This is a genomic window from Novosphingobium sp. GW821-FHT09E05 (genome assembly GCF_059416165.1).
Map to the genome: position 1 here is coordinate 1,752,095 of NZ_JBWKOQ010000001.1, position 12,126 is coordinate 1,764,220.

Annotated in this window: 13 protein-coding genes; 6 read left to right on the forward strand and 7 right to left on the reverse strand. The window is 67.6% G+C overall.

What is annotated here, in order from left to right; all coding sequences use genetic code 11:
- Nucleotides 1–4 precede the first annotated feature (4 nt).
- Together ilvN and ilvC are read left to right on the forward strand one after the other, a co-directional pair.
- On the forward strand, nt 5–523 hold the full coding sequence (gene ilvN / locus AC07M9_RS08250) for an acetolactate synthase small subunit (protein WP_007679908.1): 519 nt from the start codon (nt 5–7) through the stop codon (nt 521–523).
- 105 nt (nt 524–628) lie between these two features.
- Nucleotides 629–1,648 carry a ketol-acid reductoisomerase gene (gene ilvC, locus AC07M9_RS08255; RefSeq protein ID WP_494882869.1) on the forward strand — a complete coding sequence of 340 codons (1,020 nt, stop codon included), beginning with the start codon at nt 629–631 and terminating at the stop codon, nt 1,646–1,648.
- A gap of 216 nt (nt 1,649–1,864) precedes the next feature.
- Here the strand turns inward: ilvC and AC07M9_RS08260 are convergent, their stop codons facing one another.
- The gene (locus tag AC07M9_RS08260; protein WP_494882870.1) at nt 1,865–2,143 is read right to left on the reverse strand and encodes an HNH endonuclease; all 279 of its coding nucleotides are present in this window, start codon (nt 2,141–2,143) and stop codon (nt 1,865–1,867) included.
- Nucleotides 2,144–2,279: 136 nt separating this feature from the next.
- Between AC07M9_RS08260 and AC07M9_RS08265 the strand changes: the two genes are divergently transcribed.
- Entirely contained in the window at nt 2,280–3,803 is a 1,524-nt protein-coding gene (locus AC07M9_RS08265; RefSeq protein ID WP_494882872.1) for a TadA family conjugal transfer-associated ATPase, read from the forward strand.
- A gap of 28 nt (nt 3,804–3,831) precedes the next feature.
- On the opposite strand, the gene AC07M9_RS08270 is transcribed toward AC07M9_RS08265, so the two are convergent.
- On the reverse strand, nt 3,832–4,317 hold the full coding sequence (locus tag AC07M9_RS08270) for an SH3 domain-containing protein (protein ID WP_494882873.1): 486 nt from the start codon (nt 4,315–4,317) through the stop codon (nt 3,832–3,834).
- Between the two features lie 81 nt (nt 4,318–4,398).
- On the opposite strand from AC07M9_RS08270, the gene AC07M9_RS08275 reads away from it, so the two are divergent.
- The 3 genes from AC07M9_RS08275 to AC07M9_RS08285 all read left to right on the forward strand — a co-directional run bounded on the left by AC07M9_RS08275 (nt 4,399) and on the right by AC07M9_RS08285 (nt 7,380).
- A complete protein-coding gene (locus AC07M9_RS08275) occupies nt 4,399–5,403 on the forward strand; it encodes a 2-hydroxyacid dehydrogenase (protein ID WP_494882875.1) in 1,005 nt (334 codons plus the stop codon).
- A gap of 122 nt (nt 5,404–5,525) precedes the next feature.
- On the forward strand, nt 5,526–6,827 hold the full coding sequence (locus AC07M9_RS08280) for an ammonium transporter (protein WP_494882877.1): 1,302 nt from the start codon (nt 5,526–5,528) through the stop codon (nt 6,825–6,827).
- A gap of 31 nt (nt 6,828–6,858) precedes the next feature.
- Nucleotides 6,859–7,380: a DUF805 domain-containing protein gene (locus AC07M9_RS08285; protein ID WP_494882878.1), complete on the forward strand. Its 522-nt coding sequence runs from the start codon at nt 6,859–6,861 to the stop codon at nt 7,378–7,380.
- Here AC07M9_RS08285 and AC07M9_RS08290 read toward each other — a convergent pair whose 3' ends face one another.
- The 5 genes from AC07M9_RS08290 to AC07M9_RS08310 all read right to left on the reverse strand — a co-directional run bounded on the left by AC07M9_RS08290 (nt 7,381) and on the right by AC07M9_RS08310 (nt 12,016).
- Entirely contained in the window at nt 7,381–8,787 is a 1,407-nt protein-coding gene (locus AC07M9_RS08290; RefSeq protein WP_494882879.1) for an NAD(P)H-dependent flavin oxidoreductase, read from the reverse strand.
- Nucleotides 8,788–8,818: 31 nt separating this feature from the next.
- On the reverse strand, nt 8,819–9,574 hold the full coding sequence (locus tag AC07M9_RS08295; RefSeq protein ID WP_494882881.1) for a methyltransferase domain-containing protein: 756 nt from the start codon (nt 9,572–9,574) through the stop codon (nt 8,819–8,821).
- A gap of 116 nt (nt 9,575–9,690) precedes the next feature.
- Nucleotides 9,691–10,818 (reverse strand): peptide chain release factor 2, encoded by a 1,128-nt coding sequence (gene prfB / locus AC07M9_RS08300; protein ID WP_494882883.1) that lies wholly within the window; start codon nt 10,816–10,818, stop codon nt 9,691–9,693.
- Between the two features lie 371 nt (nt 10,819–11,189).
- Nucleotides 11,190–11,732, reverse strand: a complete 543-nt coding sequence (locus AC07M9_RS08305) for a peroxiredoxin (RefSeq protein WP_494882885.1) — start codon at nt 11,730–11,732, stop codon at nt 11,190–11,192.
- Between the two features lie 53 nt (nt 11,733–11,785).
- Nucleotides 11,786–12,016, reverse strand: a complete 231-nt coding sequence (locus AC07M9_RS08310) for a biotin/lipoyl-containing protein (RefSeq protein ID WP_494882887.1) — start codon at nt 12,014–12,016, stop codon at nt 11,786–11,788.
- Nucleotides 12,017–12,126 lie beyond the last annotated feature (110 nt).

Genomic DNA, 12,126 nt, shown 5'->3' on the forward strand with positions numbered 1-12,126 from the left:
AACAATGATGCACATGCACCCCGAAGCCGAGGAACGGCACGTCCTGACCGTCACGGTCGACAACGAGGCGGGTATCCTCGCCAAGATCGCCGGCCTCTTCACCGCGCGCGGCTACAACATCGACAGCCTGACCGTGGCCGACATCACCGACAACCACGAAGTGAGCCGGATCACCATCGTGACGCACGGCCCCCCGAGCCAGATCGACCAGATCCACGCCCAGCTCGAACGGCTGGTGCCGGTCCACAAGGTCGTCGATCTGACCGAGCTGGGCCCGCACGTCGCGCGTGAACTGGCGCTGGTGAAGGTCGCAGGGGTCGGCGAAAAGCGCGTCGAGGCGCTGCGCATCGCCGACGTGTTCCGGGCGCGCCCGGTCGACACGACGACCGAGAGCTTCATCTTCGAGATGACCGGCGCGCCGGACAAGATCGACAGCTTCGTGGCGCTGATGCGCGATCTCGGCCTCGTGGAGGTCGGCCGCACCGGCATCGTCGCCATGGCCCGCGGGCCCGAGGAAGCCTGACAATTCTCTTCGCTGCTTTCGCGCTCGCGGAAGCCCAATGACCGCGCGCCAGAGCGCACACACATCTGGCCATGCCGCGCGCAGGCCGCCGAAAAGGGTACTGAAATGAAGGTCTATTACGACGCCGACAGCGACATCAACCTGATCACCGACAAGAAGATCGTCGTGCTCGGTTACGGCAGCCAGGGCCACGCCCATGCCCAGAACCTGCGCGATTCGGGCGTCAAGGAAGTCGCCATCGCGCTGCGCGAAGGGTCGGCCACCGCGAAGAAGGCCGAAGGCGCCGGTTTCAAGGTGCTCTCGAACGTCGAGGCGGCCAAGTGGGCCGACATCATCATGATCCTGGCTCCCGACGAGCACCAGGCCGCGATCTACGCCGAGGACCTGCACGCCAACCTGAAGCCCGGCGCGGCGCTCGCCTTCGCCCACGGCCTCAACGTCCACTTCGGCCTGATCGAGCCGCGCGCCGACATCGACGTCATCATGATCGCGCCCAAGGGCCCGGGCCACACCGTGCGCTCCGAATACCAGCGCGGCGGCGGCGTGCCCTGCCTCGTCGCGATCCACCAGGACGTGACCGGCAACGCCCACGACATCGCCCTCGCCTACGCTTCGGGCGTCGGTGGCGGCCGTTCGGGCATCATCGAGACCAACTTCCGCGAGGAATGCGAAACCGACCTGTTCGGCGAGCAGGCCGTGCTCTGCGGCGGCGCCACCGCGCTGGTCCAGGCCGGCTTCGAGACGCTGGTGGAAGCCGGCTACGCGCCCGAGATGGCCTACTTCGAGTGCCTCCACGAGCTGAAGCTGATCGTCGACCTGATGTATGAGGGCGGCATCGCCAACATGCGCTATTCGATCTCCAACACCGCCGAATACGGCGACATCAAGACCGGTCCGCGCATCATCACCGAAGAGACCAAGAAGGAAATGAAGCGCGTTCTGGAGGACATCCAGTCGGGCCGTTTCGTCAAGGACTTCGTGATGGACAACCGCGCCGGCCAGCCCGAGCTGAAGGCCTCGCGCCTCGCCGCCAAGCGTCACCCGATCGAGGAAACCGGCGCCAAGCTGCGCGCCATGATGCCCTGGATCGGCGCCAACGCCCTGGTCGACAAGTCGAAGAACTGATCCTTCGGGGCAGTGAACCGGAAAGCGGGCGGGTGGTCGAAGGACCGCCCGCCCGTTTGCGTTTTGGGGTTCTCCTGCCGGAGCGTGATCGTCGCGACCATATCTCCGTCATCCCCGCGAAGGCGGGGACCCATCTGGTGATGCCTCGTGTCGCACCGTCGTCAGCTGGGTTCCGACAAGGGTTCCTATCCCGCACTGGGTCCGCTCGAAGCCCCCTCACCGCCGCGTCCTTGTCGGCGCATGAAAGTCCGGTGGCTTGCCCGCGACCCAGCGCACGAAGCGCGCGATCTCTTCCACCTGCAACAAGGGCGGTGCATCAGGCCCCAGCTTGGCCAGCTGCGCATTGCTGAGCGCCGCGTGGATCGTGCGGTGGCAGATGGGATGGACCGGCACCGTCTCGCGCCCGCCCCGGCTCTTCGGGACGGGGTGATGCCACTCGACGCGCCGCCCGAGCGGACGCGCACAGAGCCAGCACGCCTGCGCTTCGCCGTTCATGCCTTCACCGCTCGTTGCATCGTCGTGGCACCCTGCCCCGCCATTAGTAAGTTATCAAAGTTTCAACCTTAATCAGGCCTTCATTAACGTTGGTTCACGCCCGCAGTTCGCCGGGCGGCTGAAGGGTTTTGGGTTCATGACGGCATTCGGTCGGCGTAACGGTGTAGGCGGCATGGGCCAGGGCGCGCGTCCCGCGTTCGGTGTGGCCAAGCCTCTCAAAGGCACCGCCGACAAGACTCCGACGACGCCCGGCGCTCCGATTCCCGGCGGCGACCAGTTCCCGCCCATCCCCGGCGACGCCCCCGTGCAGACCACGGCTCAGGCCATGCGCGAGGATGCGCTCTCCCGCCTCGCCGACCGCGCCAACGCGGTGCACGAGCCCTCGGAGCAGAACGGCTTCGAAGCCTCGATCCACAAGATCAAGGAACAGGTGCTCCCGCGCCTGCTCGAGCGGGTCGACCCCGAGGCGGCCGCGACGCTGACCAAGGACGAGCTGTCCGAGGAATTCCGCCCGATCATCATCGAGGTCCTGGCCGAGCTCAAGATCACCTTCAACCGCCGCGAGCAGTTCGCGCTGGAGAAGGTGCTGATCGACGAGCTGCTCGGCTTCGGACCTCTGGAGGAACTGCTCAACGACCCCGACATCTCGGACATCATGGTCAACGGGCCGAATCAGACCTACATCGAAAAGAAGGGCAAACTCCAGCTCGCCCCCACCAAGTTCCGCGACGAGCAGCACCTGTTCCAGATCGCCCAGCGCATCGTCAATCAGGTCGGTCGCCGCGTCGACCAGACCACGCCGCTGGCCGACGCCCGCCTCAAGGACGGCAGCCGCGTCAACGTGATCGTGCCGCCGCTCAGCTTGCGCGGCACCGCGATCTCGATCCGTAAGTTCTCCGAGAAGCCGATCACCATCGACATGCTCAAGGACTTCGGTTCGATGAGCGAGAAGATGGCCACCGCCCTCAAGATCGCCGGCGCCAGCCGCATGAACATCGTCATCTCGGGCGGCACCGGCTCGGGCAAGACGACCATGCTCAACGCCCTGTCGAAGATGATCGACCCGGGCGAGCGCGTGCTGACGATCGAGGATGCGGCGGAACTGCGCCTGCAGCAGCCGCACTGGCTGCCGCTCGAGACCCGCCCCCCGAACCTCGAGGGCCAGGGCGCCATCACCATCGGCGACCTCGTGAAGAACGCCCTGCGTATGCGCCCGGACCGCATCATCCTCGGCGAAATCCGCGGCGCCGAATGCTTCGACCTGCTCGCCGCCATGAACACCGGCCACGACGGCTCGATGTGCACGCTTCACGCCAACTCCCCGCGCGAATGCCTGGGGCGCATGGAAAACATGATCCTGATGGGCGACATCAAGATCCCCAAGGAAGCCATCAGCCGCCAGATCGCGGAGTCGGTCGACCTGATCGTACAGGTCAAGCGCCTGCGCGACGGCTCGCGCCGCACCACCAACATCACCGAGGTGATCGGCATGGAAGGCGACGTCATCGTCACCCAGGAACTCTTCAAGTTCGAGTACCTGGACGAAAGCGACGACGGCAAGATCATCGGCGAGTTCCGCCCCTCGGGCCTGCGCCCCTATACGCTGGAAAAGGCGCGCCAGTACGGCTTCGACCAGGCGTTCCTGGAAGCCTGCCTCTAAGCGCGGCGCGCACGGCCCGGCGCGCGCTTCAGGGCGCGCCCGTGCCCCACACCTTGTCCTCGCGCACGAAGCCCTTGTGGCCGGCGGTGTCGAAGGGGCACCAGCCGTCCTTGCAAGGGCCCAGCAGGCCCACCACGCCAGGCTCCACCCGCCACAGCATCGGCGAGCCGCTGCTTGGCTCGGCGTGCATCTCGATCAGGGCGCCGTCCTTGACCATCCCGGCGCGCTGGCGCGAGAGCAGCAGGTCGCGCATCCAGCCCTTTTCGCCGTCCGGGTCCTGGATCAGGCGCCACGAGCCTTCGCGGCGCAGGACCTTCACCGGCAGGTGCGGGCGGCGATAGACCCAGTCGATCCGGTACGAATCGCCCGGTCCCACCCTGAGGTTAGCGATGTCGGCATCGACCGACGCCCAGTAGGGCACCTTGTCGTCGTCGGCGGCCCGGGCGGGCGTCGTGGCGATCAGGCCGAGCGCGCTCAGCGCGGCGAGCGGCAGCAGGAAAAGGCGGCGGTTCATCATCCGGTGCATACCGCGCGGGCGGACCCTGCTTCAAGGCTTCTTGACCCCGACCCTGTGGACGGCATAGCCCATTGCCTCATGGTCCAGCCCAGCGACACCGCCCGCCCCATTCCGCCGCGCCCCCGCGTGATCGTGACGCGGCGCCTGTTGCCCTCGGTCGAGGCGCGCATGGCGGAGCTTTTCGACGTCGTGCTCAATCCCGGCGACGTGCCGATGAGCCGCGCCGAACTGGAAGCGGCGATGCGCGACTGCGACGTGCTGGTCCCCACCGTCACCGACACCATCGACGCGGCGATGATCGCGCAGGCCGGGGAACGCCTCGGCATGATCGCCAGCTTCGGTGCGGGCACCGAGCACATCGACATCGCCGCCGCCCGCGCCCACCGGATCATGGTGACCAATACGCCCGGCGTCTTCACCGACGACACCGCCGACCTGACGCTGGCCCTCATCATCCTCGTCTCGCGCCGCTTCAGCGACAATGTGAAGACCCTGCGCGAAGGGCGCTGGGCCGGCTGGGGGCCATCGGTGATGCTGGGCCATGCGCTGGGCGGCAGGACGCTGGGCATCGTCGGCATGGGACGCATCGGACAGGCCGTGGCCCACCGCGCCCGCGCCTTCGGCATGGATATCCGCTACCACAACCGCCACCGCCTGCCCTCCGCGGTCGAAAACATGTTCTCCGCCCGCTACGAGGCCGAGCTCGACACGCTCGTGTCTCAGGCGGACATCCTGACATTCCACTGCCCCGCCGGCCCGGAAACCACGCACCTCATGGACGCGCGCCGCATCGCGCTGATGAAGCCGGGGGCCTGCCTGGTGAACACCGGGCGCGGGCAGCTGATCGACGAGGAGGCGCTGATCGCCGCCCTCTCCGAAGACCGCATCGGCGGCGCCGGGCTCGACGTCTTCGCGCGCGAGCCGCAGGTCGATCCGCGCTTGCTCGACCTGCCTGGCCTCGTGGCCATGCCGCACCTCGGCAGCGCCACTTACGAAGGACGCGGCGCGGCGGGCGAGCGGGTCATCGCCAACATCCGCTTCTGGGTGGACGGCCACCGCCCGCACGACATGGTCCTGCCCTGACCTCCCCCGCGTTGTCCCCGCATCGGTGCGGCAATCGCTTGTCTCGGGTTAATTTCCTGATCTAACTCCCCGTAAAGAGGTTGCCCGGTATTCGGCGTGCGACCTCAAGGGGATACCGCCTGATGACCAAGCAGCGCCTGCTGCCGATTGCCGCCATGATTGCCTTGCTGCCGACCGCCGCGTTTGCGCAGGACGGCCGGCTCGACGTGGCCGACGGCGGCGACACCGCATGGCTCATGGCATCGGGCCTGCTGGCCATGCTGGCCCTGCCGGGACTGGCGCTTTTCCATGCCGGGCGGGTGCGGGGCCGGAATGCGCTGTCGGTGCTCGTGCAGTGCGGAGCGATCTTCGCGGCCGTCTCGATGCTGTGGATCATGGTCGGCTACACCCTGGCCTTCGGTGAGGTCGGCAGCGGCTGGCTGGGCCAGGGCAATGCCTGGATGCTCCTGAACCTCGGCAACGTGCGCGTGGGCACCGCCGTGCCCGAGAGCGCTTTCGCGCTGTTCCAGATGGTCTTTGCCGCCCTCGCCCCCGCGCTCATGGTCGGCGCCTGGGCCGAGCGCGCGCGGCTGGGCTGGGTTCTCTCGTTCGCCGCGTTGTGGAGCCTCGTCGTCTACGCGCCGGTCGCGCACTGGATCTGGGGCGGCGGCTGGCTGGCGCAGGGCGTGGGAACGCTCGACTGGGGCGGCGGCATCGTCCTGCATACGAGTGCAGGCGTCTCCGCGCTGGTGATCGCAGTGATGCTGGGGCGGCGCAGAGGCGTCGTGTCGGGACAGGTGACCCCGCACGGCCCGGTCCTGACGGTCGCGGGCGGCGCCCTGCTGTGGGTCGGCTGGCTGGCGCTGAGCGGCGGCTCCGCGCTCGCCGCCAGCGACGACGCGGCGGCGGCGATCATCTCCATGCACGTCAGCGCCGCAGCCGCCGCGCTGACGTGGCTGCTGACCGAGCGCATCGCGAGCGGGAAAGCCAGCGCCAGGAGCTTCGCGATCGGCGCGCTCGCCGGTATCGCCACGGTGAGCCCGGCCGCCGGCTACATCTCGCCGGGCGCGGCCTTGCTGTTCGGGGTTTCCGGCGCGCTGGCCTGCCATGTTGCGATGCGCTTCGTGCACCGCACTCTCAGGATCGACGATGCACTGGGCGTCTTCGCGATCCACGGCGTCGGCGGCATGCTCGGGTCGCTGCTGCTCGCGGTGTTCCTGTCGGAGACAGCGGGCGGCGTCGGATACGGCGAGGGCATGAACCCGATCGCGCAGTTCGTGGCGCAGGGTGTGGGCATCGCGGTGGTGGCGGTGTGGTCGCTCGCAGGCACCGTCATCCTCGCGCTCATGGCCTCGCTGGCCTTCCCGATGCGCGTGTCCGAGGATGCCGAGCGCGAGGGCCTCGATGCCACCACCCACGGCGAAAGGGCCTGGAATTTCGATTGACAGCGATGGGCCGGAGCCGGGACATGGCGCCATGAAGGCATACTTGCGGCATATCGGGCAGACTCTTGCGAAGACCGTCGATTTCCGCGGGCGATCGCGGCGAGGAGAGGTGATCGACTACATCGTCATCTCGGCAGCGGTGCTCATCATCGTCAATGGCCTCGCCGGGGAACTGGCGCCCGTTGCGGTCAGCCGGTGGACCGCCTTCGCCGTCCAGTATCTCATCCTCGTCCCCGCCGCCGCGCTGATGGTGCGCCGCTTCCACGATTTGGGATGGAGCGGCCGCTGGAGCCTCGTGCTGCTGGCGGTCGCGGTGCGGAACCTGATCCTCGACCTGCTGGCGCTGATCGGCGGCTGGGACGCCCGCCGCGTGGTGGAAGGCGCCCTCGCCTACATCGACTGGGTGCTCTTCCTGCCGTTCGCATTGCTGTACCTGCTGCTGCTGGTCGTGCCCGGCAAAAAGGGTCCGAACCGCTACGGTCCGAACCCTCGTGACATTGCTGCCGTTGACGCTCGAGAAGTTGCCCCCGCGCAGACGGGGACATCTTCCTGATCAGTCGCCCGTCAGGATGCGATCGACCAGTTCCTTGACGGTGGGCGTGAAGCCGTTGGAATAGAACGGATCCTGCTTGAACTTGTAGGCCGCATGGCCGGCGAACATCAGGTTCTCGTCGACCGGCTGGCCGTGCGCGATGTCCTGCAGGGTCTTCTGGATGCAGAAGCTGCGCGGGTCGGCGAGGCGGCCGGTGGTATAGTCGTCATGGTCCTTCCACGACGAGAACCCGCAGTGCGACAGGCAGCCCATGCAGTCGGCCTGGTCCTGGCGGATGACGTCGCGCTCCTCCGGGCTGACGAAGACGATGGTGTCGTCGGGCGTGCGCAGGCCGTCGGTGTGGCCCTGGCCCGACCAGGCGCGCGCACGGTCGAGGTCCTTGGGGGCGACCCAGAAGTTCTTGCCCTTGACGCCGACGTCGAGGCGCACGGTATGCTCGCCCGCCTCGACCTTGGAATAAGGGATCTGGCGCTCGGAGCGCGCTTCGAGATTGCGCAGGAACGGGTTGCGCACGGCCGACGAGTAGAAGCCGGTGGGCGAGAAGCGGTGGAGCAGCACGTCGCCGGGCTCGAGTTCGCGCAGGGCGTCCTTCCACTCCTGCGGGATCGGGCTCTCGGTGGTGAGCAGCGGGCGGGTGCCGTACTGGAAGGCGATCGAGCCCAGTTCCGGGTTGTCGATCCAGTTCTCCCAGTCGCGCAGGAACCAGACGCCGCCGGCCATGACGATCGGCAGGCTGTCGGGGATACCCTCGCCGCGCATGGTGTCGCGCAGCGCCTTGACGCGGGGGTACGGGTCCTCGGGCCTCAGCGGGTCCTCGGCGTTCGACAGGCCGTTATGGCCGCCGGCCAGCCACGGGTCCTCGTAGACCACCGCGCCGAGCAGCTGCGGCACCTTGTGATAGGCGCGCTTCCACAGCGCCCGGAAGGCGCGCGCGGAGCTGACGATCGGCAGGTAGTTGACGTTGTAGCGGGCCGCGATCTCGGACAGCTTGTAAGGCATGCCCGCGCCGCAGGTGACGCCCGCGACCATGCCGCGGGTCTGCTCCAGCACGCCTTCGAGGATCGGCTGGGCGCCGCCCATCTCCCACAGGACGTTGATGTTGATCGCGCCCTTGCCGCCGGAAATCTCCCAGGCGCGGCGCACCTGCTCGACCGCGCCGTCGATGGCGTAGTCGATCAGTTCCTTGTGCCGCTCCTTGCGCGTGAGCGCGTGGTAGACCTGGGGCACGATCTTGCCTTCGGCGTCGTAGCTGTCGGCATTGACCGCGCTGACCGTGCCGATGCCGCCCGCCGCAGCCCATGCGCCCGAGCTCATGTGGTTGCTGGCGGAAACACCCTTGCCGCCTTCGACCAGAGGCCAGACTTCGCGACCGCCGTACAGAATCGGCTTGAGACCCTTGAAACTCATCTTCTCTTTCGTCTTTCCCAGGCGTTGCGCGTCAGCCCTGCGATCCATCGGTCTTCGGCGGCGCTTCGCCTGTCATGCGGCAGGGCTTGATATCCGCCGGCTCCGGCCGCGATCCCGCGACCTCGAACTGCGCATAATAGCCCCGCAATTCCGGCTTGCGAACAAATTCCGTCAACCGCAATCCCACTGACGCGAATTCGCAGAACAGCAGCGGCGGTGCAATCCCGTGTGCGTCCGTAGGGCGATCTACGTCGACCACGACCACCCGGCCGCCCTTGCGCAGCGCCGGACGCAGGCGCCACAGGAAGGCGTAAGGCTCGGAAACCTCGTGATACATGTGGACCAGCAGGATCCGGTCGAAGCTGGCGGGCGGCAGGCGCGGATCGTCCGGGGTTCCCAGAGTGATCGAGACGTTGCCGATCCCCTCGCGCATGACGCGCGCGGCCAGCCGCTCGTTGGAGGCGGCGTCGATGTCCTCGGCCAGGACGCGGCCACGGCGGCCGACGCGCTGCGCGAGACGGGTGGTGTAGTAGCCCTCGCCCGCGCCGAGGTCGGCGACGCTCATTCCCGGCGCGATCTTCGCAAGGTCCATGACGACCTGCGCCTCGTGCGCCTGGTCGCGCTGGGCTTCCGAAGCGAAAGCGATGCCTCCAGCCTTCGAGACCGGCCGGTCAGGCGTGGGAAACGCGCGCGCCGTGCCCGCCCGGCCGTCATCGGCAGGCGGCTGCTGGCAGGCGGCGAGCACCAGCACCAGTGCAGCGGAAATGAGGAGAGCGGCGCGGAACATGCGGCCCCTTAGCGACTCGAGGCCGCGTTGGCAAAACCCTTGAAAAGGCAGGAAGGGGCGCGGCGTCCCTCAGGGAGACGACTGCGCCCCGAACCGGCCCCCGTTACGAAGCGCCCTCAGTCGGCATCCTCGACGTCGACCTTCTCGCCGGTCACGCGCTGCGAAAGCGCGGCCGCCATGAAGGGATCGAGGTCGCCGTCGAGCACGTCGTCGGGCGAAGTCGAGACATAGCCGGTGCGCAGGTCCTTCACCTGCTGGTAGGGCTGCAGCACGTAGGAGCGGATCTGGTGGCCCCAGCCGATGTCGCTCTTGCTGGCGTGCTCGGCGCTGGCGGCTTCCTCGCGGCGGCGCATCTCGGCCTCGAACATGCGCGCCTTGAGCATGCCCATGGCGATCTCGCGGTTCTTGTGCTGCGAGCGGTCGATCTGGCTGGCGACGATGATGCCGGACGGCTGGTGGGTGATGCGCACCGCCGAATCGGTGGTGTTGACGTGCTGACCGCCCGCACCCGATGCGCGGTAGGTGTCGATCTTCAGGTCCGAGGGATTGATCTCGATCTCGAAGGTGTCGTCGATCACCGGGTAGACCCAGACCGACGAGAAGCTAGTGTGGCGCCGCGCCGCACTGTCGTAGGGGCTGATGCGGACGAGACGGTGGACGCCGCTCTCGGTCTTGGCATAACCGTAGGCGTTCTCGCCCTTGATGAGCAGGGTGCAGCTCTTGATGCCGGCGGCTTCGCCCGCATGGTAGTCGACCAGTTCGACCTTGTAGCCGCGCCGTTCCGCCCAGCGCGTGTACATGCGCTGGAGGATTTCGGCCCAGTCCTGGCTTTCGGTGCCGCCCGCGCCCGCGTGGACTTCGAGGTAGGTGTCGTTGGCGTCGGCCTCGCCGCCCAGCAGCGCCTGGATCTTGTCGGCATCGGCGCGGTCGGCCAGCGCCTTCAGCGTGGCCAGACCCTCGGCGATGGTGTCCTCGTCGCCTTCCATCTCGCCCAGTTCGACGAACTCGGCGGCGTCGGCCATCTCGGCGCTGATCTGGTTGACAGTGCCGATCGAGGCCTCGAGCCGGCGGCGCTCCTTCATGACCGCCTCGGCCTCCTTGGGCTTGTCCCAGAGAGTCGGGTCCTCGACCCGCGCGTTCAGCTCGTCGAACCGGCGCAGCGCGCGGTCCCAGTCGAGGAACTTGCGGACCAGTGCGAGGGCCTTCTCGATACGAACAATGTGGGCCTGCCCCTCGGCACGCATGATAGGAACTCCAACGAAACGCCAGCGGCCGCGCATAACGCAGCGACGCCGGATGTAAAGCGCGCGCGAATTCACGCGCGGAAAGGCGGCGCTATTACCCGCAGGTGGGGGTGGTGTTCAAGCGGGTTGGTCGGCGGGGACGGGATTGCCCTCGGTGAGGACGGCAATCCGCGGCCATGGCGTCCGGCAATCGAGAGCTTCCCCTCCCGCCAAACCGCCAGCTAGTCCCCGTCGCCCCCGCGAAAACAGGGGCCCCGCTCGTTGGCTTCGGGCGGGAGGCTGAAAAAGTAAGCGGGATCCCCGCCTTCGCGAGGATGACGGGGATGGAACTGACCTGCGGGCTTCGAGGCGCCGTACGAGGATGCGTGCCCTTACTTGCTCAGCTTGCGCACCGCTTCCAGCGTCAGCTTCACATGGTCGCGGTAGTCGAGCTCCGAGTGGACCATGGTGATCTTGCCATCGCGCGCGATCACGTAGCTGGTCCGGTCGGTCATGCCCGCCGGCATGCCATCACGCTTGAGCGCGACGTCGTATTCCTTGATGATCGCCGGCGTGGCGACAGCGACGGTGAACTTGTCGCGGCAGGCTTCGGTCGAGAACTTCTGCAGCGTCGGCAGGTCGTCCGCCGACATGCCGACCACCATGGCGCCGGCCTTGGCGAAGTCGTCGCTGGCCTCGGCGAAGGCGTGGGCCTCCAGCGTGCAGCCCTGCGTGAACGCCTTGGGGTAGAAGTACAGCACCACCGGCCCGCGCTTGAGCGCCTGCTTCAGGTCGAACGAGAGGACCTTGCCCCCCTTCGCGCCCTTGGTGGCGAAGGCCGGAGCCTTCGCGCCCACGGGCAGGCTGGCGTGGGCAGTGCCGGTCGCGAACAGCAGGGTCGCGATGGCGAGCGAAGCAAGGAGGGTCTTGTGCATCGCCGCAGTCTGGCCGGACAGCGCACGGCTGTCCAGCGGGATGCGCGCGGCGCTTACTCGATGTAGCCGAGCACCGTGCCGACTTCGTAGGTCTCGCCGACCTGGGCGACGATCTTGAGCGTCCCGCTGGCGGGGGCCTCGACCTCGTTGGTCGACTTGTCAGCCTCGAGCGAGAACAGCGGCTGGCCTTCGCTTACCGCGTCCCCGTCCTTGGCGAGCCATTCGGCGATCTGCCCCTCTTGCATCGAGAAGCCGATCTTCGGGAGCAGGATTTCAACGGCCATGGGTTTAAAGTTCCTCGTTCGGAGCCCGCGCGGTGTGGTCCCGCACGCAGCAAGCATTTGCGTGATGGGTAGCGCACTGTCCGGGGCAGGCAAGCATGCGCGCCACATAT

What these genes read in the sequence shown, in the direction of transcription:
- AC07M9_RS08270 (WP_494882873.1), bottom strand. Translation starts at nt 4,317, where the DNA reads ATGAACCGCCGCCTTTTCCTGCTGCCGCTCGCCGCGCTGAGCGCGCTC.
- AC07M9_RS08260 (WP_494882870.1), bottom strand. Translation starts at nt 2,143, where the DNA reads ATGAACGGCGAAGCGCAGGCGTGCTGGCTCTGTGCGCGTCCGCTCGGG.
- AC07M9_RS08290 (WP_494882879.1), bottom strand. Translation starts at nt 8,787, where the DNA reads ATGAGTTTCAAGGGTCTCAAGCCGATTCTGTACGGCGGTCGCGAAGTC.
- AC07M9_RS08295 (WP_494882881.1), bottom strand. Translation starts at nt 9,574, where the DNA reads ATGTTCCGCGCCGCTCTCCTCATTTCCGCTGCACTGGTGCTGGTGCTC.
- prfB (WP_494882883.1), bottom strand. Translation starts at nt 10,818, where the DNA reads ATGCGTGCCGAGGGGCAGGCCCACATTGTTCGTATCGAGAAGGCCCTC.
- AC07M9_RS08265 (WP_494882872.1), top strand. Translation starts at nt 2,280, where the DNA reads ATGACGGCATTCGGTCGGCGTAACGGTGTAGGCGGCATGGGCCAGGGC.
- AC07M9_RS08285 (WP_494882878.1), top strand. Translation starts at nt 6,859, where the DNA reads ATGAAGGCATACTTGCGGCATATCGGGCAGACTCTTGCGAAGACCGTC.
- ilvN (WP_007679908.1), top strand. Translation starts at nt 5, where the DNA reads ATGATGCACATGCACCCCGAAGCCGAGGAACGGCACGTCCTGACCGTC.
- AC07M9_RS08280 (WP_494882877.1), top strand. Translation starts at nt 5,526, where the DNA reads ATGACCAAGCAGCGCCTGCTGCCGATTGCCGCCATGATTGCCTTGCTG.
- AC07M9_RS08305 (WP_494882885.1), bottom strand. Translation starts at nt 11,732, where the DNA reads ATGCACAAGACCCTCCTTGCTTCGCTCGCCATCGCGACCCTGCTGTTC.
- ilvC (WP_494882869.1), top strand. Translation starts at nt 629, where the DNA reads ATGAAGGTCTATTACGACGCCGACAGCGACATCAACCTGATCACCGAC.
- AC07M9_RS08275 (WP_494882875.1), top strand. Translation starts at nt 4,399, where the DNA reads ATGGTCCAGCCCAGCGACACCGCCCGCCCCATTCCGCCGCGCCCCCGC.
- AC07M9_RS08310 (WP_494882887.1), bottom strand. Translation starts at nt 12,016, where the DNA reads ATGGCCGTTGAAATCCTGCTCCCGAAGATCGGCTTCTCGATGCAAGAG.